The following is a 21,601-nucleotide window of genomic DNA, read 5'->3' as shown; positions in this document are numbered from 1 at the left end:
ATGGCGCTGCCGGTCCATAAACAGGCGAAGTACTGGGGGATCGCGGCGGCGGCCTTCATCCTCGTTCTCTGGGCCGTGGGCAATGTCCTGACGCCCTTCATCCTTGCCGGCGCCATCGCCTATCTGCTCGACCCGATCGCGGACTGGCTCGAGAAACGCGGCCTCAGCCGCGGCCTCGCCGTCGCCATCATCTCGCTCGTGCTGACCCTCGTCGTGACGCTGCTGGTGCTGATCGTGGTGCCGGTCTTCGTGCGCCAGGTGCAGGACCTCGTGGTGGTCCTGGGCACCCTGCCAGAGCGCGCGCCAGAGCTCGCCTCGCGCTTCACCGCCTGGGTCTCGGCGAATTCCGGCCTCGAGATCGACCAGCAGGCCCTCCGCGACGGCCTCGCCCAGGCCGGCCGCTTCATCGAGGAGCGCTCGGGCCAGCTCGCCAGCGGCCTCCTCAACTCCGCGGCAAGCCTTCTGGGCGTGGTCGTGTTCTTCATCCTCGTGCCGGTGACCACGGTCTACCTCCTCGTGGACTGGGACCGCATGGTGGCCTCGGTCGACCGGCTGCTGCCGCGCGACCACGCACCCACGATCCGGCGCATCTTCGGGGAGATCGACCGCACGCTCGCCTCCTTCATCCGCGGCCAGGGCACCGTCTGCCTGATCCTCGGAACCTACTACTCCGTGGCCCTCGCCCTCGTCGGCCTCAACTTCGGCGTGGCGATCGGTGCGGTGGCCGGGCTCATCACCTTCATCCCCTATGTCGGCGCCTTCGTCGGCGGCGGCCTCGCGCTCGGGGTGGCGCTGTTCCAGTTCTGGGGCGAGTGGTGGATGATCGCCCTCGTCGCCGTGATCTTCTTCTCCGGCCAGACCATCGAGGGGAACTTCCTGACCCCGCTCCTCGTCGGCTCCTCAGTGGGCCTGCACCCGGTCTGGCTGCTGATCGCGCTCTCGGTCTTCGGCGCGCTCTTCGGCTTCACCGGGCTTCTGGTGGCCGTGCCCGTGGCGGCGGTGATCGGCGTGCTGGTCCGCTTCGCCGCCGAGACCTATACCGCAAGTCCGCTCTATCTCGGCGTATCGACCCGGGCCGGCGAACCGGGCACCGGCCACGACGACGACGCGGCATGAGCGCGGCGCAGATCGGTTTCGACTGGCCACCCCGCGTCGATCTCGGCGCCGGCTCCTTCTTCGTCTCCGAGGCCAACCGCGAGGCCCATGCCGTGGTCACCACGCCTGCGACATGGCCCGAGGGCAAGCTCGTCCTGACCGGTCCGCCCGCCTCCGGCAAGACGCACCTGGCCCGGCTCTTCGCCGCGGCCGAGTCCGCCGAGATCCTCGAGGCGCCTGATCTCGGCCCCGGCCGCGCCCTGCCCGAATCCCGCGCCGTCGTGATCGAGAACGCCGACCGCCTGCCCTCCCTGGCCCAGGAATGGCTGTTTCACCTGCACAACCGCCTGCGCCCCGAAGGTCTGCTGCTCCTGACCGCCCAGACCCCGCCCGCACGCTGGCCCCTGACCCTGCCCGACCTCGCCAGCCGGCTTCAGGCCGCCCCGGTGGCGCGCCTGCGCGATCCCGACGACGCGCTGCTCGCCGCCGTGCTGATGAAGCACTTCGAGGACCGGATGATCACACCGGACGAACGGCTCGTGACCTATCTCGTCCGCCGCATCGACCGCTCCTTCGCCGCCGCCGCCGACATCGTGGCCCGGATCGACCGTGCGGCGCTCGACCGCGGCGCGGCGGTGACGCGAAACCTGGCCGCGGATCTGCTGGACAGCGACCGGGCGGAGGGATAGGCCATGGCCTCCCCGAGCCCTTGCGTCACCTCCGAGGCACCCATGTCCGAGGCCGATTTCCTGCGGTCATCCCCGCCGCCGCCCGTCCCTCCCTCGGGCGACATGGACGGGCCAGCGCGCTATGTGAACCGAGAGCTGAGCTGGCTCGGCTTCAACTGGCGTGTGCTCGAAGAGGCCGAGAACCCCGCCGTGCCGCTGCTGGAGCGTCTGCGCTTCCTGTCGATCTCCGCCACCAACCTCGACGAATTCTACACCGTCCGCGTCGCGGGCCTGCGCGAACTCGCGCTGGTCGGCAACGTCACCCCCGCAGCCGACGGCCTCACGCCCGCCGAACAGCTCGACCTGATCGACGCCGAGGCCCGGCGCCTGATGCTGCGCCAGCAGGAGGTGCTGACGACCCTGCGATGCGAGATGGAGGCCGCCGGCATGGCCATTCTCGGCCGCGAGGATGTGACCGAGGCCGATGCACCCTTCCTGCGCGAGGTTTTCCTCAACCAGGTCTTCCCGGTGCTGACGCCGCTCGCCATCGACCCCGCACATCCCTTCCCCTTCATCCCGAACGAGGGCTTTGCGCTGGCGCTGCAACTGCGCCGCCGTAAGGACGGGCGCACCCTGCGCGCGCTGCTGCCGGTGCCGCACCAGATCGCCCGCTTCCTGTCGCTGCCCACCGAGAAGGGCCACCGCTTCCTGCCGCTCGAGGAGCTGCTGCTCCTGAACATCGACAGCCTGTTTCCGGGCTATGCGCTCGACGGGCACTGTGCCTTCCGGGTGCTGCGCGACAGCGACCTCGAGGTGGAGGAGGAGGCCGAGGACCTCGTCCGCGAATTCGAGACCGCTCTGAAACGCCGCCGCCGCGGCGAGGTGGTGCGGATGAAGCTGTCGGCGGGCGCCCCCGCCGACCTCAAGCGGATCATCATGGAGGAACTGCCGGTCCGCGAGGCCGAGGTGATCGAGGTGCGCGGCCTCGTCGGGATCAGCGCCCTGTCGGAACTGGTGATCGACGCCCGTCCCGACCTTCTGTGGAAGCCCTTCACCCCCCGCGTGGCCGAGCGCGTGCAGGACCATGAAGGCGACATGTTCGCCGCGATCCGCCACAAGGACATGCTGCTGCACCACCCCTACGAGACCTTCGACATGGTGGTCCGTTTCCTGCAGCAGGCGGCCCGCGATCCGGACGTGGTGGCGATCAAGCAGACGCTCTACCGCACCTCCCGCAATTCTCCCATCGTCGACGCGCTCTGCGAGGCCGCCGAGGACGGCAAGAGCGTGACCGCGCTCGTCGAACTCAAGGCCCGCTTCGACGAGGCCGCCAACATCCGGCAGTCGCGCCGTCTCGAACGGGCGGGCGCCCATGTCATCTACGGCTTCATCCAGTACAAGACCCACGCCAAGATCTCGACCGTGGTCCGGCGCGAGGGCGACCGGCTGGTGACCTATACCCATTTCGGCACCGGCAACTATCACCCGATCACCGCCCGGATCTACACCGACCTCAGCTTCTTCACCTGCGACGCGGCGCTGGGGCGGGATGCGACGAAGGTGTTCAATTACGTCGGCGGCTACGCCGAGCCGCAGGGCCTCGAGAACCTCAAGATCAGCCCGGCCACCATGAAGCCCTTCCTGCTCGACATGATCGGCCGGGAGGCCGACGCCGCCCGCCGCGGCGATCCGTCGGGCATCTGGGCGAAGATGAACGCGCTGATCGAGACCGACGTGATCGACGCGCTCTATGACGCCTCCCGCGCGGGTGTGCCCATAGACCTCGTGATCCGCGGCATCTGCGGACTGCGCCCCGGCGTCGCGGGCCTGTCGGAGACGATCCGCGTGAAATCGATCATCGGCCGGTTTCTCGAACACAGTCGCATCGTCTGCTTCGGGAACGGCCACGCCCTGCCGTCCCGCCATGCCCGGGTGTTCTTCTCCTCCGCCGACTGGATGGGCCGCAACCTCAACCGCCGGGTGGAAACGCTGGTCGAGGCGACGAACCCCACGGTGAAGGCCCAGATCACCGAACAGATCATGGCCGCCAACATGGCCGACACCGCGCAAAGCTGGGTCATGCGCCCCGACGGCGGCTTCTTCCGCGCCGTGCCCCAGGACCCCGGGACGGCCTTCTCCTGCCACCGCTTCTTCATGGAGAACCCCTCCCTCTCCGGCCGAGGCCGGGCCGGGGCGGGGGACGTGCCGGTGCTGACCCACCGGGCGGACTAGGGAGGACCCGGACGCGGGCAATGCTCCGCCCCGGTCGAGCCATCCTTAGGGAAGGGTTCCAGCCCACGACCCCGCATCAACCCCCACGCCGACCCGCCCGCCCCGCCACCAGGGCGACCCCGCCGAAGCTTTCTCGCGTCACGCCCCCGGCGCGTACCGACCGACCCGACGTTAACCCTTTATCTGAACGGAATCAAAGCCTTGCCAGCGGTCCCATCGTGGGACCAACCCTCTCCCCCGCTCCTTTCCCTTGCACTGTCCCCCGCGCTGGGGCAAGCCTGAGCCCAGGATGGACGACAAAAGCAGCGCTGCCCCCGGCGAGGACTGGGAAGGCTTTGGCCGGCCCCTCCTGGACGATCCCGACGTCCAGAACCTCTCCCGCGTGGGCGTGATCGACGTCGGTTCCAACTCCGTCCGCCTCGTCGTCTTCGACGGCGCCGCCCGAAGCCCCGCCTATTTCTACAACGAGAAGGTCATGGCCGGCCTCGGCGCCGGCCTCGGCGAGACCGGCCGCCTCAACCCCGAGGGCCGCCTCCGGGCGCTCTCCGCGATCCGCCGCTTCACTGCCCTCGCCGACCGCCTGGGCATCTCCCCCCTCACCACCGTCGCGACGGCCGCCATGCGCGACGCCGAAGACGGCCCCGAGTTCGCCGACCTGATCGAGCGCGAAACCGGCGTGAAGCTCATGATCGTCGACGGCGCCGAAGAGGCGCGCCTCTCCGCCCAGGGCGTGCTCCTCGGCTGGCCCGGCTCCTACGGCCTCGTCTGCGATATCGGCGGCTCGTCCATGGAGCTTGCCCGCCTTTCAGGCGGTGAGGTCGGCGACCGACTCACCTCGCCTCTCGGGCCGCTGAAGCTCGGCGCCGTGAAGGGCGGACGGAAGGGACTCGAGACACACGTTCGCGGCATCCTCGACGATCTCTTCCACCGGATGGGCGCCACCACCGGCGAGCGGCTCTTTCTCGTCGGCGGCTCCTGGCGCGCCTTCGCCCGCGTCGACATGGACCGCACCAACTACCCGCTCCATGTGCTCCACGAATACCGGATGAAGCCCGCCGACATCGGCCGTACCGCCGAGCATATCCGCAAGCATGACATCGCCGAGCTCCGCGCCCGCACCGGAATCTCCGACGCCCGGATGTCCCTCGTTCCCCTCGCCTCCGTCGTGCTGACCGAGCTCGTCCGCCGCTTCAAACCCAAGGACATCACCATCTCCTCCTACGGCATCCGCGAGGGGATGCTCTACGAGGCGATGTCGCCCGACCTCCGAGCCCGCGATCCCCTGATCGAAAGCGCCCGCTTCGCCGAGGCCAAGGACGCCCGCCTGCCCGGCTTCGGCCGGGTACTCTACGATTTCGTCAAGCCGCTCTTTCCCCGGGCCGACTGGCAGAAGAAGCGGATCATCAAGGCCGCCTGCCTGCTGCATGACGTGAGCTGGCGCGCCCATCCCGACTACCGCGCCGAGGTGACCTTCGACAACGCCACCCGCGCGAACCTCGGCGGCCTGAAGCATGGCGAGCGCATCTTTCTCGGCCTCGCCCTCATGCACCGCTATTCCTCGAAACGGGAAGGCACGGTCTATGACCGGCTCTTCAACCTGATCTCCCTCGAGGAGCAGGCCGAGGCCGAGGTCCTGGGCCGCGCCATGCGCTTCGGCGCGATGCTCTGGATGGCGACGGACGAGCGGCCGGGCAAGCTGGCCTGGCATCCCAAGAAGAAGGTCCTGAAGCTGACCCTCTCCGAGGCCGCACGTCCCCTCTTCGGCGAGGTGGCCGAGGCCCGGCTCAAGGCGCTGGCAGGCGCCCTCGGCGGCTCCTGCGAGGTCAGCTTCGCGTAGAGCGCGAAGTCACGCGCCCCTTCGCTTCTCAAAGATCGACTGCATCGTCGTCCGCGGTCTCGTCCGGCACATAGGGCGGCGCATCGGGCTTGCGGCGGATGACGATGTCGCCGTTGGGCAGAACCTCCGGCGCCTCGTAGTAACGCGCTTCGTCCACCAGCCGCAGGATGTCGCGGATCGCGGGACCCATCTCCGAGGCCAGCGCCTCGAACCCCTCGCGCAGCTCTCCGCTGCGGCTCTCGAGGTCCTCGATGGCCGGCTCCAGCTCCTGCAGGAGACCGCGCAGGATCATCCGCGCGCCCTCCTCCATGAGGGTTCCGCCATCGCTGGCGGGCGGCGTTTCAGGAGCCGCATCCTCCTGTGCTGCGGCGGGCAGCGCGAGGGCGACGGCGACGGCGGATATCAGGGCGATCTGTCTCATCCGACCGATATAGGATGGCCCACGGTTCTGCCCAAGACCCTCATATGTCGAGGTCCACCGAGACCGGAAAATGGTCCGAAGCCGCGAGCAGGGCCCTCCGAAGCACCGGATCGGCATAGCATTCGGGGTCCTCGAAAGGATGCCAGATGCGCCAGGCGGGCCGTTTCGACATCAAACCCTCGGACAGCATCACGTAATCGAGAAGCGCCGTCAGATAACGCCCGTCGGGCGGCAGCCTGAACCGCGCTGTGGTCGGCCGAGCGGCAGAGGGCGGTCCGAGCGCCGCCTTTGCATGGGGATCGAAAAGCCGCCTGCCCTCGCCGTCCCCCAGCACGATCTCCACCCCCGAGCGCCCGAAGAGCGTCTCGTATGCGTCGAGCCCGGGGCCGTCGTTGAAATCCCCCAGTACGATCAGGTCCTCGCCCGCCGCCAGATGGGCCTCCACGCGCTTTCTCAGCCAGATGCACTGCGCCAGCTGCTTGCGCCGGTTGGCGATGGAGACCGCCATCATCTGCGCCTCGGTCCGCGCACCATGGGGCGCCTTGGATTTGGCATGTACACCGATCATGCGCAGCGCGGTGCCGGTCGCCGTCAGGATCTCCGCCTCCAGCGGCGGTTTCGACCAGATCACCCGCTCCGGCGCGCGGTCGATGTCGAGGTCGATGCGGAACTGCCCGTCGAACCTGGGGGCGCCCAACTCCGACGGGGCATGCCAGGCCTCCAGCCTGGCGCGGTCGTAGAGCAGCGCGATCTCCTGCTGGGTATCGTTCACGAAACCGAGCAGCACCTCCCGCGTCCGCAACCGGAACCGCGCGGCGAAGGTTCGCAGGGCGGCCGCTGCGTCTCGGTTCCGGTGGTCGTCGGGCGCCTCGATCACCATGATAGCGTCGGCGTCCATTGCCCGGAACACCCGCCCCAGCGCCCGCGCCTGACTGCCGCGCCGCACCTCGCGCCGGCCCGACCAGCCGTCATAGGGCAGAAAGCGGCCCGCATCGTCGAAGAGATGTGTGAACCACTCGACGTTGTAGGTGGCGATCCTCATGTCCGCCTCATGCGCGGGCCGCGCTGATTTCCTCCCAGGCCCGGTTCACCGCGATGAGCCGCTTCTCCGCGAGCTTGACGGCCTCTTCCGGCACGCCCCGCGCGATCATCACGTCCGGATGGCTGTCGCGCACCATCTGGCGCCAGGCGCTGCGCACCTCCTCCAGAGGCGCGCCGGGCGGGACGCCGAGCAGGTCGTAGGGATCGCTCTCGGCATCGGGCACGAACTGGGCGCGCAGCCGCCGGAACCGCGCCTCGTCGAAGCCGAAGATCTCCGCGACCCGACGCAGAAAGGCATCCTCGCGCGGATCGTAGGTGTCGTCCGCAAGCGCGATGTGAAAGAGACCCTCCATCAGGTCGCAGAGCGTCTGCGACTGACCCGAGAACATCGCCGCGATCCGGGCCGCGTATTCCTCGAACCCCGCCACGTCTTCGCGCGCCAGATTGAACAACCGCGCCGCGTTCTTTTCCTGCTCGCGCGGGATGTGGAACACTTCGCGAAAGGCGGTCACCTCGTCGCGGGTCACGCGCCCGTCGGCCTTGGCCATCTTCGCGCCCAGCGCGATCACGGCAATGGCGAAGGCCGCGCGCCGCTCCGGCGGGCTTCGGAGCGCGTCGAAGACGGCAGACAGGCCCTCTCCGGCCCGAAGGGCGGCAAGAGCGTCGGCGATGCGGGACCATATCGACATGGCGCGCAGCCTAACCTGTGCGCCCCGCGATGTCAGAGGCGTTTTCGATCCGCAGTGACGCAGGGATACGACCCGCGCGGGCGGGCCGGATCAGGGCAGCCGTCGCACGCCGTGGGGGGTCTCGATCCAGGCCTCGATTCCCGTCGCGCACGCCTCCAGCGCGACGCGCGGATCGTCGGGGCGAGGAATGGTCGCTGCCTGCGGGTGGCGCACGACGAGCCGGGCCAGCCGGCAGCCCCGGTCCGGCAGCCGCTCCGCGGGATGCCGCGTGCCCGGTGCCCATTCGAGGAACGTGGGATGCAGCCCCTCCATCGGCAGCGCCCCGTCCGGCCGCGCCCCGAAGCGCCAGGACAGGTCGCCCCGCGACAGTGCCAGCGCCTCGGCGCCCGTCGGATGCACGTCCAGCGCCGTGTCGAGATCGTCCACCGCGCAGAGCCAGGTCAGCAGCCTCGGGGGCCCCTCGAAGGCATCGAGCCCGAACCATCGGGGCCGGCCCGGATCGGTCCCGGGCTCCGGTGCGATCACCTCGAGGTAGATATCGCCCAGGCCCAGCAACCGGTTGTGGGTGCCGAACCGCACATGCTGCCCGCCCGCATCGAGCGTCACGCCCAACGCCTCCTCCACGACGGCCACGCCCTCGGAAAGGTCGCTCGCGGCCACGGCAAGATGATCGAGCCGCATCAGCACAGCCCCCGGAGATCGCCGCGCGCGCGCCCGACGGTCATTCCCTCGCACACAAGGACGGGGGACTGCCTGCCTCCCGGGGTGAAAGCGGGGCTTTCGCCCTCCCCCCAAGGGTCCTTCCAGCCCGAAGTGGGAGAGCCGGGGCCGCCCTCCTTCACTGTCGCGCCTCGCGGATCAGGCGCAGGATGTCCTGCGCCGCGGTGGGGATGTTCGTGCCGGGGCCGAAGATCGCCTTCACCCCTGCCGTCTTCAGGAAGTCGTAATCCTGGTGCGGGATCACCCCGCCGCAGATCACGATGATGTCCTCGGCGCCCTGGGCCTTCAGCGCCTCGATCAGCTTCGGCGCCAGCGTCTTGTGGCCCGCAGCCTGGGAAGAGATGCCGACCACATGCACGTCGTTGTCCACCGCGTCCTGCGCCGCCTCCTCGGGCGTCTGGAAGAGCGGGCCCACATCGACGTCGAAGCCGATGTCGGCAAAGGCCGTGGCGATCACCTTCGCGCCCCGGTCATGGCCGTCCTGCCCCATCTTGACGACCAACATCCGCGGCCGCCGCCCCTCCTCCTCGGCGAAGGCCTCCACCGATTTCTGGATCGCGGCGAAGCCCTCGTCGCCCTCGTAGGCGGCGCCATAGACACCGGCGAGCGTCTTCACCTCGGCGCGGTGGCGGCCGAAGACCTTTTCCATGGCCATGCTGATCTCCCCGACGCTGGCACGGTGACGGGCGGCCTCGACGGCGGCCTCGAGAAGGTTGCCGCCCTCGGCGGCGCGGCGTTCGAGTTCCGCCAGAGCGGCGTCGCAGGCGGCCTGGTCGCGGCCCGCACGCAGCCGCTCGAGCCCCGCGACCTGCCCCGCGCGGACCTTGTCGTTATCGATCTCGAGGATGTCGATCGGGTCCTCGGTCTCCTTGCGGTACTTGTTGACGCCGACGATCACGTCCTCGCCCCGGTCGATCAGGGCCTGACGGCGCGCGGCGGTCTCCTCGATCCTGAGCTTCGGCATGCCCGAGGCCACGGCCCTGGTCATGCCGCCCATCTCCTCGACCTCCTCCATCAGCGCCCAGGCCTTTTCGGCCAGCTCATGGGTCAGCGCCTCGACGTAGTAGGAGCCGGCGAGCGGATCGACGACCTTTGTCACTCCCGTCTCCTCCTGGAGGATCAGCTGGGTGTTCCGCGCGATCCGGGCAGAGAATTCCGTGGGCAGCGCAATCGCCTCGTCCAGCGCGTTGGTGTGCAGCGACTGGGTGCCGCCGAGAACCGCGGACATCGCCTCGTAGGCCGTCCGAACGACGTTGTTGTAGGGGTCCTGCTCCTGCAGAGACACACCAGAGGTCTGGCAATGGGTGCGCAGCATCGACGACTTGGGGTTCTTCGGGGAGAAATCGCTCATCACCCTGTGCCAGAGCAGCCGTGCCGCGCGCAGCTTCGCCGCCTCCATGAAGAAATTCATGCCGATCGCGAAGAAGAACGACAGCCGCCCGGCAAAGCGGTCCACATCCATGCCGCGCGCGATGGCCGCGCGCACATATTCGCGCCCGTCCGCCAGCGTGAAGGCCAGTTCCTGCACCAGGTTCGCGCCCGCCTCCTGCATGTGGTAGCCGGAGATGGAGATCGAGTTGAACCGCGGCATCTCCTCGGCGGTGTATTCGATGATGTCCGCGATGATCCGCATCGAGGGTTCGGGCGGATAGACATAGGTGTTGCGGACCATGAACTCCTTGAGAATGTCGTTCTGGATCGTCCCCGACAGCTGCGCGCGGTCCACGCCCTGCTCTTCGCCGGTGACGATGAAACTGGCGAGGATCGGGATCACCGCGCCGTTCATGGTCATGGACACGCTGACCCGATCCAGCGGAATACCGTCGAAGAGCACCTTCATGTCCTCGACCGAATCGATGGCCACCCCCGCCTTGCCCACGTCGCCCACGACGCGCGGATGGTCGCTGTCATAGCCCCGGTGGGTGGCCAGATCGAAGGCCACCGAGACACCCTGCTGCCCCGCCGCCAGCGCCTTGCGGTAGAAGGCGTTCGACTCCTCCGCCGTCGAAAAGCCCGCGTACTGCCGGATCGTCCAGGGCCGGCCTGCGTACATCGTGGCCTTCACCCCGCGGGTGAAGGGCGCGGCGCCGGGCAAGCCGCCCATGTGGGGCAAACCTTCGGTGTCCTCGGCGGTGTAGAGCGGCTTGACGGCAATCCCCTCGAGCGTCTGCCACGTCAGACTGGCAGGATCGCGGCCCTTCATCTCTGCGCGGGCAAGCTCTTCCCACTCAGCCCATGACTTGTCCTTGGCCAAGGCACTCTCCTCCGGATGGGGGGCACGCGCCCTGCGCGGCCCGGATGTGGTCGGCCCCGGTGCGACATGACGCGCGGGGCGTGAAAATGTGATGGGGGCAGGCTGGTTCGGGGTGGGTCTCGGCGCGGGGCAACCCTATATCTTGTTCCATGACCAGACAGTTCCTCGCCGCCCTGCTTCTCGCCGTCGCCGCGATGCCCCTGCCCGTCATGGCGCAGGACACGGCGATGTCGGGCCTGCAGGCCACCGATGCCGATCCGGAGACGCCGATGACCGCACTGGAGCGCTGGCAGGCAGAGCCCGGCACCTTCTTCGAAGGGTCCGACATCGACCCGCAGGACTTCATGTGGCAGGCTCGGTTGCTCGTCGTGTTCGGCGACAGCCCGTTCGATCCCAACGTGCAGGAACAGGTGTCGCTCCTGCAGTCGGACATAGCCGACCTCGTGGAACGCGACGTGCTCGTTGTGGTCGATACCGATCCCGCGGCCGAGAGCGCGATCCGCGAGAGGCTGCGCCCGCGCGGCTTCATGCTGGCCCTGGTCGGAAAGGACGGCACGGTCGCCCTGCGCAAGCCCCTGCCCTGGTCGGTCAGGGAGCTCAGCCGCTCCATCGACAAGATGCCGCTGCGCCAGCAGGAGATTCGCGACCGTCGCTGAGGCCAAGTGCGCCTTCTCAGTCCCGCGAGCGCAGATAGAGCGCGACGCCCCGGCCGAGGTCCGCGATCACCACGACCCGTGCGCGGCCGTCGTAGATCAGCACCGCGCCGGGCGTGGTCATCAGGTCGCCCGCGCCCTGCGTCATCGCCTCCCCCATGCAGGGCCTCGGGGCCGTGACCGCAGAGATCAGCGCCGCGCCCGCCGCCAGATCGGCCGCCACCAGCACCCGGGACAGGCCGTCGGGCGACAGCCGCGCGTCCCTCATCGCCACGGCCTCGCCCTGCGCGATATGCCAGACGGCCTGGTCCGCATCGCTGACCTGGATCGCCTCGGCCCGCAGGAACGGCTGGTTCAGCCGGAACGCAGCCGCCGTGCACCGCCTCCCCGATCCGAAGGCCAGTTCTTCCCCCGGGTAGAGCCAGCGCGCCACCGCTTCCCGCGCCTCCTCCCCCGACTCGGGCCGGCAGGCGGCAAGGACCAGGAACGCGGCAAGGAACACCAGACGCACGGCAGCCTCCGGCAAGGGCTTGGGGAAGGTCCATACCCCCCGCCCGTTGCCATCCGGTTACCGTGCACCCGCCCATGGCCTATTCGAACTCCATGATCACGTCGTCCACGGCGAGGCTGTCTCCGGGGCCCGCGTTGATCCTTGCCACCACGCCCTTGCGCTCGGCACGCAGGATGTTCTCCATCTTCATCGCCTCGACGGTGCAGAGGGTCTGGCCCTCCTGCACCTCGTCGCCCTCGGCCACGTCGATCTTCACCACAAGGCCCGGCATCGGGCAGAGCAGCAGTTTCGAGGTGTCGGGCGGCTGCTTCTCCGGCATCAGCGCCGCAAGCTCCGCCTGCCGCGGCGTGCGCACATGCACCTTCAGCTCCGCGCCCCGCGTCCGCAGGCGAAAGCCGCCGGTGATCTTGTCGACCTTCAGCACGAGCGGCGCCCCGTCCACCGTTGCCCGCGCCAGCGATTGGCCCGGTGTCCAGTCGCTCTCGATCCGGTGCGCCGCACCATCGGCGAACCGCACCGTCGCGCCGCCCCTGTCGGCCTTCACCGTCACTGGCCAGCTCTCGCCCTGCAGCCCGACGACCCAGTCCTCGCCCACGCGCCGCTCATGGTTACCAAGGCGGCCTGAGACGCGCGTGCGCCGGATCTCCGCCACCCGGTTCATCGCCGCCGCCGTGGCTGCGATGCGCCTCAGCGCCGGCTCCGGCAGGGTCACGCCCTGGAATCCCTCAGGCCATTCCTCGGCGATGAAGGCGGTGGTCATGTCGCCCGCCACGAACTTGGGATGGTCCATCACCGCCGAGAGGAAAGGCAGGTTGTGCCCGATCCCCTCCAGCTCGAACCCGTCGAGGGCGACCCGCATCTCCTCGATGGCGGCCTCCCGCGTCGGCGCCCAGGTGCAGAGCTTGGCGATCATCGGGTCGTAGTACATGGAGATCTCGCCGCCCTCGAAGACGCCCGTGTCGTTGCGCACGGCCCGCGTCGCCTCCGCCACTTCCTCGGGCGGGCGATAGCGCGTCAGCCGCCCGATCGAGGGCAGGAAGCCGCGAAAGGGGTCCTCGGCATAAAGCCGGCTTTCCATGGCCCAGCCGTTGAGTTGAACGTCCTCCTGCCGGATCGACAGCGCCTCGCCGTTCGCCACGCGGATCATCTGCTCGACAAGGTCGATGCCGGTGATCAGCTCCGTCACCGGATGCTCCACCTGCAGGCGCGTGTTCATCTCGAGAAAGTAGAAGTTCTTCTCGCCGTCGACGATGAATTCCACGGTGCCCGCGCTGGCATAGCCCACGGCCTTGGCGAGCGCGACCGCCTGCTCCCCCATCCGCTTGCGCGTCTCCGCGTCGAGGAACGGCGAGGGCGCCTCCTCGATCACCTTCTGGTTCCGCCGCTGGATCGAGCATTCCCGCTCGTGCAGGTAGATCGCGTTGCCGTGGCTGTCCGCGAGCACCTGGATCTCGATATGCCGCGGCTGGGTCACGAACTTCTCGATGAAGATGCGGTCGTCCCCGAAACTCGCGGCCGCCTCGTTCTTCGAGGACTGGAAGCCCTCGCGCGTCTCGGCATCGGTCCAGGCGATCCGCATGCCCTTGCCGCCGCCGCCCGCGCTGGCCTTGATCATCACCGGATAGCCGATCTCTCCGGCGATCTTCACCGCCTCCTCGGCATCCGCGATCAGACCCATGTATCCCGGCACGGTCGACACCCCCGCCTCGGCGGCGATCTTCTTGGAGGTGATCTTGTCCCCCATCGCCTCGATCGCGCCCACGGGCGGGCCGACGAAGGCCACGCCCTCGGCCTCGAGCGCGGCGGCGAACTTCGGGTTCTCGCTCAGAAAGCCGTAGCCCGGATGCACCGCCTCGGCGCCGGTCTGCCGGATCGCCTCCATGATCCTTTCGATCACGATGTAGGACTGGTTGGCGGGGGACGGGCCGATATGGACCCGCTCGTCGGCCATCTCCACATGCAGCGCATGGCGGTCGGCGTCGGAATGCACCGCCACCGTGGCGATCCCCATCTTCCGCGCGGTTTTGATCACCCGGCAGGCGATCTCGCCCCGGTTGGCGATCAGCAGTTTCTTGAACATGTGCGAATGGTCCCTGTCCTGTCCCTCTAAGGCGCGTTCCCAGAACGCGACAAGGCCGCCGGGAGCATCTGCTCCGGCGGCCTTGCAAAGTTCGGTGCCGCGCGCTCCCGCGCGGCGATCAGACGTGCCTCAGCAGACGCCGACGTCGTCGCAGAGGGCGCCCGCCGCGCCGCCCAGAAGGGCCGCGCCGGCGACATCGCGCCGGTCACCGCCGGTAAGCAGCGTGGTGCCCGCGGCGATGGCGGCGCCGGTCGCGGCGCGGTCCGCGTCCTGCGGGTTCGGGGCGCAGGCGGACAGGCCGAGCACGGCGGCGACGGCGGCGACGGAAACAAGGCGGGCGGAAAGACGGGTGTGCATGGGTGCGCTCCATAGGTTTGGCGTTTGCCGGCAAACGGTGCCCCGATGCCGCGGTCTAGGCAAGGGCGTATTGTTTCACAAAAGGCAAGGGGACGGGGTGATCCGCCTTGGGGAAAGATGGACCACCCCCCGGGGACAGGATGACACGTGGACCGTGTCGCGGGCCGGTCCATATGGATGGCCCGGCCCGCATGGGAAGCATGCCACAGGCCGGCTCCATCGCGGCGCGACGCTTTCGCGGCCTGCCGCCGATGCGCCGGACTTTGCCGACGCCACGCGCCAATCGGCACATTCCGGCCGATGGAACCGCGCGCCGCACGGGTCATGGGGCCCAATCCGGGTCGAATATCTGGGGAAAGGCAGCCTCGGCCCGGGCCATGTCCACCCGGAGAAGCGAATCATAGCTTTCGGGGTCGAAGGGGTCCTCGGCGGCCACGACCTCCCGCCCGAAGAGCCACGACAGCCGCCCGGCATCGAGATTGCCCCGCACGAAGGGCTCCTCACCGAAATGCTGGACCAGCGCCCAGAGAAAGGCCTCGTCCGCGCGCCGGTCCGGCGCGCGCCGGTCCGCATAGCGCTCGCGCGCGATCAGCTTCGTCGCCCGGCCGTCCTTGGCGCCTCTCCGGATGGTGAACTGGAAATCCGTGCCCGGCAGCCGCCCCGGAAACCCGCGGTGCTTCTCCATCAGAACACCTCCAGCACGCAGGCGCCGTCCTCGACCGCGAAGGCCTCGAAGAACTGGACCGCCTCCGCGTCGCGCTCCCCAAAGGCGATCTCGCGGTCCGACATGGCGATCACCACCTGACGCGCGGCCCAGCCATTCTCCGCGAGGGCGGGCAGGATCACCCTGTCGCACAGCCAGGGGAAATCCCCCACCACGGCCTCGAAACCCAGGCCCGCGCCGTCCTCGAGCGCGATGCCCGGGGCGAGAAACAGGAACCGGGCCCGCTCCGCCTCCTGCTCCAGAACCACCTGGTAGAGCGTGACGCCTTGACCCGAAGGCACCTCCAGCACCGCCTGTGCCGCGGCCGCCCCGCCCAGCGCCGCCAGCGCCATCGTCAGGGCACGCGTCATTGCGGCCTCCGGGCGAGACAGTCGATCTCCACCAGCGCCCCCACCGCCAGGGCGGTCACCCCCACGGTGGTGCGCGCGGGCCGGCGATCCTCGGGGAAATACTCCTGGTAGGCCGCGTTGAACTCGGCATAGTCGCGCTCGAACTCCGTCAGGTAGCAGCGGCACTGCACGACATGACCGAGGTCCAACCCCAGACCCTTCAGGATCAGCTTTAGGTTCTCCATGACCCGCGCCGTCTGCGCGGCGATCCCCTCCGGCAGCGCCGCGTCGGGTGCCTGAGGGTCCGTGGGCATCTGTCCGGTCAGCATCACCCAGCCGTCGGCCTCGACGGCATGGGAGAAGGGGGCCACCGGCCTCGGCCCGCCCGCGATCATGTGAAACAGCGGCTCGCTCATCGTCTTGTCCTCCGCGCACGGGCGACCCAGCGCGCCCTGTTGCCCCCGTCCTCCAGCACGAGGGCGATCCGCGCGGCAAGCCCCCGCGGCACGGCGCCATCCACCTGACCGCCCGCCACGAGGCTCAGACCGCCCGCCTCCCGCCGCACCCGAACCACGGGCGAAAAGCCCCGGACCCGCCGCAAGGCGCGCCACAGATCCTGCCGCACCTGCTGCGCCACCCGGGCGCGCGCCGCATCCGGCAGCGCCGTCGCCGCGCAGACGTCGAGCCTGTCCCGACCGGGCCGGCTCAGCACCAGCTCACCCTCCTCCTCGCGCAGCATCCAGCGGGTCCGTCCCATGTCTTTCCGGCCCATGTCTTTTCTGGCCTGAACTATCCCGGGGTGAATTGGGCCCATCGGGCCCAGAAGGGGCAGCGCCCCTCTCGTCTCTCACAGCGGAATGTTGTCGTGCTTCTTCCAGGGCAGCTCCACCCGCTTCGTGCGCAGCGCGGCAAAGGCCCGGCTGACCCGCCGCCGGGTCGAGCGCGGCTGGATCACCTCGTCGATGAACCCCCGCTCCGCCGCAACGAAGGGATTGGCGAAGCGGTCCTCGTATTCCTCCGTATGCCTCTTGATCTTCTCGGGATCGCCCAGGTCCGCCCGATGCAGGATCTCCACCGCGCCCTTCGAGCCCATCACCGCGATCTCGGATGTGGGCCAGGCATAGTTGAAATCGCCGCGGAGGTGCTTCGAGGCCATCACCACATAGGCCCCGCCATAGGCCTTGCGGGTGATCACCGTGACCATGGGCACCGTCGCCTCACCATAGGCATAGAGCAGCTTGGCGCCGTGCTTGATCACGCCGCCCAGCTCCTGCCCCGTGCCCGGAAGGAAGCCCGGCACATCGACGAAGGTCAGGATCGGGATTTCGAAGGCGTCGCAGAACCGCACGAAGCGCGCGGCCTTGCGCGAGCTGTCGATGTCGAGACAGCCCGCCAGCACCATCGGCTGGTTCGCCACCACGCCAACGCTCTGCCCCTCGAGACGGATGAAGCCGGTGATGATGTTCTTCGCGAACTCGGCCTGGATCTCGTAGAAATCGCCCTCGTCCGCGACCTTCAGGATCAGCTCCTTCATGTCGTAGGGCATGTTGGGGTTGTCGGGCACCAGCGTGTCGAGGCTGGGCTCGATCCGCTCGGGATCGTCGAAGAAGGGCCGGACGGGCGGCTTTTCCCGGTTCGAGGCGGGCAGGAAATCCACGAGCCGGCGCACTTCGGCCAGCGCCTCCACGTCGTTCTCGAAGGCCCCGTCCGCCACCGAGGACTTGCGCGTATGGGTCAGCGCGCCGCCCAGCTCCTCGGCCGTGACCTGCTCGTTGGTGACCGTCTTCACCACGTCGGGGCCGGTGACGAACATGTTGGAGCTGTCCTTCACCATGAAGATGAAGTCGGTCATCGCCGGCGAATAGACCGCGCCCCCCGCGCAGGGGCCCATGATGAGGCTGATCTGCGGCACCACGCCGGAGGCGCGGATGTTGCGCATGAAGACCTCGCCATAGGCGGCGAGGCTGTCCACGCCCTCCTGGATGCGCGCGCCGCCCGAATCGTTGATCCCGATGACGGGCGCGCCGTTCTGCACGGCCATGTCCATGATCTTGCAGATCTTCTGCGCGTGCGTCTCCGACACGGACCCGCCCAGCACGGTGAAGTCCTGGCTGAAGACATAGACCATCCGCCCGTTGATCGTGCCCCAGCCGGTGACCACGCCATCGCCAGCTGGACGATTCTTCTCCATCCCGAACTCGGTGCAGCGGTGGGCGACGAACATGTCGAACTCTTCGAAGGACCCCTCGTCGAGCAGAAGCTCGATCCGCTCCCGCGCGGTCAGCTTGCCCTTGCCGTGCTGCGCCTCGATCCGGCGCTCGCCGCCGCCGAGGCGCGCGGCGCCGCGCCGCGTCTCGAGTTCGTGCAGGATGTCCTTCATGTCGCCCCCCGTCGATTTGCGCCACCCTAGCCGCGCAGCCCCCGGGGCGGAAAGGACGAATCGGAAAATTTGCAAATCGTACGCAGTGCAATCCGTCCGAATTGCAATCCTGCGAACCCGCCCCGTCTCCTCCTCTCGGGCCGGGCGTCAGCCCGGCGCACCCCCTCACCCCGCCCATGGACACCGCCCCGCGCCCGGCCTAACTCACCTGGATGACCACCGCTCCCGCCGTCCGGTTCCTCGATCGGACCACCCCGCCCCACATCGTCACGCTGATCCTGCTCGCCGGTGTCTCGGCGCTCACCATGTCGATCTTCCTGCCCTCGCTCTCGGGCATGGCCGTCTACTTCGGCGTGGATTACGCGGTGATGCAGCTTGCCGTATCGGGCTATCTTGCCACCACCGCGGTGCTGCAGGTCGTCATCGGCCCGGTCTCCGACCGCTACGGCCGCCGCCCCGTGACCCTCGCGGCCCTCGGGATCTTCATCGCCGCCACGCTGGGCGCGATGCTGGCGCCCACGGCGGCGGTGTTTCTCTTCTTCCGCATGTTCCAGGGCGCCGTCGTCACCGGAATCGTCCTCAGCCGCGCCATCGTGCGTGACATGGTCCCGCAGGAGCAGGCGGCCTCCAAGATCGGCTACGTCACCATGGGCATGGCGCTGGTGCCCATGGTCGGCCCGATGATCGGCGGAGCGCTCGACCAGGCCTTCGGCTGGCAGGCGGTCTTCGGCTTCCTCGCGCTCTGCGGCGCCGGCGTGCTGCTCCTGTCGCTCGCGGATCAGGGCGAGACGCTGGCCTCGGGCGGCATGGGGTTCCGCGAGCAGGTCCGCACCTGGCCCGAACTTCTCCGCTCGCCGCGCTTCTGGGGCTACACGATCTGCACCGCCTTCGCCTCGGGCGCCTTCTTCGCCTTCCTCGGCGGGGCCTCCTTCGTCGCGCAGGACATCTACGGGCTGAACGCGTTCTGGACGGGCGTGGCGCTTGGCGCGCCTGCGGTGGGCTATGCGACGGGCAATTTCCTGTCGGGCCGCTTCTCGGTCGCCGTCGGCATGAACCGCATGATCCTCCTCGGCGTGCTCGCCACCACCTTCGGGCTCGGCCTGTCGCTGCTGCTGACCGTGACCGGGCTCGGCAACGCCTGGACCTTCTTTCTCCTCGTCACCTTCATGGGGCTCGGCAACGGCATGACCCTGCCCAACGCCACGGCGGGCCTCTTGGGCGTGCGCCCCCACCTCGCCGGCACGGCTAGCGGGCTTGGCGGGGCGATGATGATCGGCGGCGGCGCGGCGCTCTCGGCGCTCGCGGGCGCGGTGCTCTCGGTCGAGAGCGGGTCCTGGCCGCTCCAGGCGATCATGCTGGTCTCCACCCTCTTCTCGGGGGTGGCGATCGCCTATGTCATCCGGCGCGAGCGCCAGCTCGGCATCCCCGCTTGACCCCCCGCCTTTGCCGCCGCTAATTCAGGGTCGCAAATCTGCGAAGGCAGGGCTGGCATGGCCGTCCAGAAACTCTACGCCGGCACCAAGCTGCGCGAATTGCGCGGCCGCCTCGGCCTGACGCAAAAGGCCTTCGCCGCGAAGCTGGGCGTCTCGCTGCCCTACCTGAACCAGATGGAGAACAACAACCGCCCGGTCTCCACGGGCGTCGTGCTGGCTCTGGCCGCGGAATTCGCCTTCGACGTGACCGAACTGACAGGCGGTGACGAGGCGCGTCTGGTCTCCGACATGCGCGAGGCGCTGGCCGATCCCGTGTTCACCGGCCCCGAACCTCCGCTTGCGGATTTGCGACTTGCCGCCTCGAACGCCCCGAGCCTGGCCCGCGCCTTCCTCGACCTGCACCGCGCCTATCGCCAGAGCCACGAACGCCTTGCCTCTCTGGATGCGGCCCTGGGCCGGGAGGAAGGCCGCCTGCAGCCCTCCCCCTGGGAGGAGGTCCGCGACTTCTTTCACTATTGCGACAATTACCTCGACGCGGTGGACCGCGCCGCCGAGCGGGCGGCCGCCCTCGCCGAGGCCGCGGGCCTCACGCCCGCCGAGGCCGCCATGGCCGCCCTCGCCGACCGCGGCATCCGCGTGAGCCTGACCGCCGAGGGCCCGACCCGCGTCTACGACGCCGAGACCCGCACGCTGACCCTGTCGCGGCTCAGCCCCCAGGCCACCCGGTCCTTCCAGCTCCTCGTGCAGCTCGCGCTCCTGACCCAGGCCGATCTCATCGAGGCCACGCTCGACCTCGGCCGCTTCCAGACCCCCGAAAGCCGCGCCATCGCCCGGGTGGGCCTTGCCAACTACTTCGCCGGCGCGGCGCTCATGCCCTATACCCGCTTTCTCGAGGCCGCCCGCGAGACGCGCCACGACCTCGAACGCCTTGCCGCCCGCTTCGGCGCCTCTCTGGAACAGGTGGCGCACCGGCTCTCCACGCTCCAGCGCCCCGGCGCCAAGGGCCTGCCGGTCTTCTTCGTGCGCGTCGACCAGGCCGGCACGATCACCAAGCGCCATTCCGCCACATCCTTGCAGTTCGCCCGCTTCGGCGGCGCCTGCCCGCTCTGGTGCGTGCACCGCGCCTTCGAGACGCCGGGCCGCTGGCTCAGGCAACTGGCGGAAACCCCCGACGGCGCGCGCTATATGCTGCTCGCCCGCGCGATCACCAAGACCGGCGGCGCCTGGGGCGCGCCGGTGCAGCGCTACGCCATCGGCCTCGGATGCGAGGTGCGCCACGCGGGGGACCTCGTCTATGCCGACGATCTCGACACCGCCCGCGCGGGCGGGTTCGAGCCCATCGGCATCTCCTGCCGCATCTGCGAGCGTCGCGGCTGCGCCCAGCGCTCGGTTCCGCCCCTCGAGCGGCGCCTGACCGTGGACCCCGACCGACGGGACGTCCTGCCCTACCGCGTGGAATAACCGCCCGCGGGCCATTGCCCCCGCCCCGGCCTTGGGCGAATGTGCGCTCCGCACAGGAGGACGGACATGGAACTGCAGGGCTCGCGCATCATCGCCGCCGACCGCCAGACGGTCTGGGAGAAGCTCAACGATCCCGAAACGCTGAAGGCCTGCGTGCCCGGCTGCGAGGAGCTCACGGGCTCGGCCGAGGACGGTTTCGAGGCGGTGGTGAAACAGAAGGTCGGCCCGGTGAAGGCCACCTTCAAGGGCGGAGTCCGGATCGAGGACGCGAACCCGCCGCACAGCTACCGCCTCGTGGGCGAGGGCAAGGGCGGCGTCGCGGGCTTCGCCAAGGGCGCGGCCGCGGTGCAGCTCAACGAGGTGCCCGAGGGCACCGAACTCGTCTACGACGTGGAGGCTCAGGTCGGCGGCAAGCTCGCCCAGCTCGGCAACCGCATCGTCGGCGGCTTCGCCCGAAAGATGGCGGACGAGTTCTTCGAACGCTTCCAGGCCGAGGTCGAAGGCCCCGCCGCCTCGCCCGACAGCGCCGAAGCCTGACCGGCGCGCCGCCTCTGTCCGCCACTCGGGCGCGACCCCAGGCCGCCGGGACCGCACACCCCCACTCATCTGGCCGGAAATACTCCCTTCGGGAGCCCCCTCTCCCCGCGCGCCCGGCCAGGCAAGACGCGGGGGGTCCGGGGGGCTCAGCCCCCCGGCGGGTCGCCGGGCGCAGCCCC

21 protein-coding genes are annotated in these 21,601 nt (G+C 69.3%); 8 read left to right on the top strand and 13 right to left on the bottom strand.

Annotated features, from left to right (window positions below; translation table 11 throughout):
• The 4 genes from EAT49_RS18835 to EAT49_RS18820 all read left to right on the top strand — a co-directional run bounded on the left by EAT49_RS18835 (position 1) and on the right by EAT49_RS18820 (position 5,832).
• A complete protein-coding gene (locus EAT49_RS18835) occupies positions 1 to 1,116 on the top strand; it encodes an AI-2E family transporter (protein ID WP_123643856.1) in 1,116 nt (371 codons plus the stop codon).
• Positions 1,113 to 1,784 (top strand): P-loop NTPase family protein, encoded by a 672-nt coding sequence (locus tag EAT49_RS18830; protein ID WP_123643855.1) that lies wholly within the window; start codon positions 1,113 to 1,115, stop codon positions 1,782 to 1,784. The genes EAT49_RS18835 and EAT49_RS18830 overlap by 4 nt, the downstream gene beginning before the upstream one ends.
• A gap of 42 nt (positions 1,785 to 1,826) precedes the next feature.
• Entirely contained in the window at positions 1,827 to 3,995 is a 2,169-nt protein-coding gene (locus tag EAT49_RS18825) for an RNA degradosome polyphosphate kinase (protein ID WP_123643960.1), read from the top strand.
• A gap of 289 nt (positions 3,996 to 4,284) precedes the next feature.
• Entirely contained in the window at positions 4,285 to 5,832 is a 1,548-nt protein-coding gene (locus EAT49_RS18820; protein WP_123643854.1) for a Ppx/GppA family phosphatase, read from the top strand.
• 28 nt (positions 5,833 to 5,860) lie between these two features.
• Here EAT49_RS18820 and EAT49_RS18815 read toward each other — a convergent pair whose 3' ends face one another.
• From EAT49_RS18815 to scpA, 5 genes are all read right to left on the bottom strand, one after another.
• Complete coding sequence (locus EAT49_RS18815) at positions 5,861 to 6,253, bottom strand: hypothetical protein (RefSeq protein WP_123643853.1); 393 nt, start codon at positions 6,251 to 6,253, stop codon at positions 5,861 to 5,863.
• 40 nt (positions 6,254 to 6,293) lie between these two features.
• Positions 6,294 to 7,295, bottom strand: a complete 1,002-nt coding sequence (locus tag EAT49_RS18810; RefSeq protein ID WP_123643852.1) for an endonuclease/exonuclease/phosphatase family protein — start codon at positions 7,293 to 7,295, stop codon at positions 6,294 to 6,296.
• 7 nt (positions 7,296 to 7,302) lie between these two features.
• Positions 7,303 to 7,983 carry a molecular chaperone DjiA gene (locus EAT49_RS18805; protein WP_123643851.1) on the bottom strand — a complete coding sequence of 227 codons (681 nt, stop codon included), beginning with the start codon at positions 7,981 to 7,983 and terminating at the stop codon, positions 7,303 to 7,305.
• Positions 7,984 to 8,073: 90 nt separating this feature from the next.
• On the bottom strand, positions 8,074 to 8,664 hold the full coding sequence (locus EAT49_RS18800) for a VOC family protein (protein WP_123643850.1): 591 nt from the start codon (positions 8,662 to 8,664) through the stop codon (positions 8,074 to 8,076).
• A 157-nt stretch (positions 8,665 to 8,821) separates the two neighbouring features.
• Complete coding sequence (gene scpA, locus EAT49_RS18795; RefSeq protein ID WP_281274747.1) at positions 8,822 to 10,957, bottom strand: methylmalonyl-CoA mutase; 2,136 nt, start codon at positions 10,955 to 10,957, stop codon at positions 8,822 to 8,824.
• Positions 10,958 to 11,106: 149 nt separating this feature from the next.
• Between scpA and EAT49_RS18790 the strand changes: the two genes are divergently transcribed.
• The gene (locus EAT49_RS18790; protein WP_246003910.1) at positions 11,107 to 11,613 is read left to right on the top strand and encodes a DUF4174 domain-containing protein; all 507 of its coding nucleotides are present in this window, start codon (positions 11,107 to 11,109) and stop codon (positions 11,611 to 11,613) included.
• 16 nt (positions 11,614 to 11,629) lie between these two features.
• Here the strand turns inward: EAT49_RS18790 and EAT49_RS18785 are convergent, their stop codons facing one another.
• The 8 genes from EAT49_RS18785 to EAT49_RS18750 form a co-directional block, all read right to left on the bottom strand.
• On the bottom strand, positions 11,630 to 12,121 hold the full coding sequence (locus EAT49_RS18785; protein ID WP_123643849.1) for a hypothetical protein: 492 nt from the start codon (positions 12,119 to 12,121) through the stop codon (positions 11,630 to 11,632).
• A 79-nt stretch (positions 12,122 to 12,200) separates the two neighbouring features.
• Complete coding sequence (locus EAT49_RS18780; protein WP_123643848.1) at positions 12,201 to 14,201, bottom strand: acetyl-CoA carboxylase biotin carboxylase subunit; 2,001 nt, start codon at positions 14,199 to 14,201, stop codon at positions 12,201 to 12,203.
• A 129-nt stretch (positions 14,202 to 14,330) separates the two neighbouring features.
• Positions 14,331 to 14,558 carry a hypothetical protein gene (locus EAT49_RS18775; protein WP_123643847.1) on the bottom strand — a complete coding sequence of 76 codons (228 nt, stop codon included), beginning with the start codon at positions 14,556 to 14,558 and terminating at the stop codon, positions 14,331 to 14,333.
• Between the two features lie 322 nt (positions 14,559 to 14,880).
• On the bottom strand, positions 14,881 to 15,243 hold the full coding sequence (locus EAT49_RS18770; RefSeq protein WP_123643846.1) for a hypothetical protein: 363 nt from the start codon (positions 15,241 to 15,243) through the stop codon (positions 14,881 to 14,883).
• Positions 15,243 to 15,632, bottom strand: a complete 390-nt coding sequence (locus tag EAT49_RS18765; protein ID WP_123643845.1) for a DUF6497 family protein — start codon at positions 15,630 to 15,632, stop codon at positions 15,243 to 15,245. The genes EAT49_RS18770 and EAT49_RS18765 overlap by 1 nt, the downstream gene beginning before the upstream one ends.
• Positions 15,629 to 16,027 (bottom strand): RidA family protein, encoded by a 399-nt coding sequence (locus tag EAT49_RS18760; RefSeq protein WP_221181480.1) that lies wholly within the window; start codon positions 16,025 to 16,027, stop codon positions 15,629 to 15,631. Before EAT49_RS18760 ends, EAT49_RS18765 begins: the two co-directional genes overlap by 4 nt.
• Positions 16,024 to 16,383: a hypothetical protein gene (locus EAT49_RS18755; RefSeq protein WP_246003909.1), complete on the bottom strand. Its 360-nt coding sequence runs from the start codon at positions 16,381 to 16,383 to the stop codon at positions 16,024 to 16,026. Before EAT49_RS18755 ends, EAT49_RS18760 begins: the two co-directional genes overlap by 4 nt.
• Positions 16,384 to 16,458: 75 nt before the next feature.
• The gene (locus tag EAT49_RS18750; RefSeq protein WP_123643844.1) at positions 16,459 to 17,991 is read right to left on the bottom strand and encodes an acyl-CoA carboxylase subunit beta; all 1,533 of its coding nucleotides are present in this window, start codon (positions 17,989 to 17,991) and stop codon (positions 16,459 to 16,461) included.
• A gap of 212 nt (positions 17,992 to 18,203) precedes the next feature.
• Here EAT49_RS18750 and EAT49_RS18745 point away from each other — a divergent pair, with 212 nt between their 5' ends.
• The 3 genes from EAT49_RS18745 to EAT49_RS18735 all read left to right on the top strand — a co-directional run bounded on the left by EAT49_RS18745 (position 18,204) and on the right by EAT49_RS18735 (position 21,422).
• Entirely contained in the window at positions 18,204 to 19,424 is a 1,221-nt protein-coding gene (locus tag EAT49_RS18745) for a multidrug effflux MFS transporter (RefSeq protein ID WP_123643843.1), read from the top strand.
• Positions 19,425 to 19,481: 57 nt separating this feature from the next.
• Positions 19,482 to 20,885 carry a helix-turn-helix domain-containing protein gene (locus EAT49_RS18740; protein ID WP_123643842.1) on the top strand — a complete coding sequence of 468 codons (1,404 nt, stop codon included), beginning with the start codon at positions 19,482 to 19,484 and terminating at the stop codon, positions 20,883 to 20,885.
• Positions 20,886 to 20,951: 66 nt separating this feature from the next.
• Positions 20,952 to 21,422, top strand: coding sequence for an SRPBCC family protein (locus tag EAT49_RS18735; RefSeq protein WP_123643841.1), 471 nt, complete (start codon positions 20,952 to 20,954; stop codon positions 21,420 to 21,422).
• The last annotated feature ends 179 nt before the right edge of the window (positions 21,423 to 21,601 follow it).

The sequence above is a fragment of the Histidinibacterium lentulum genome (genome assembly GCF_003789055.1).
Lineage (GTDB): Bacteria > Pseudomonadota > Alphaproteobacteria > Rhodobacterales > Rhodobacteraceae > Oceanicola > Oceanicola lentulus.
This window is presented reverse-complemented; position numbering and strand designations above follow the sequence as displayed.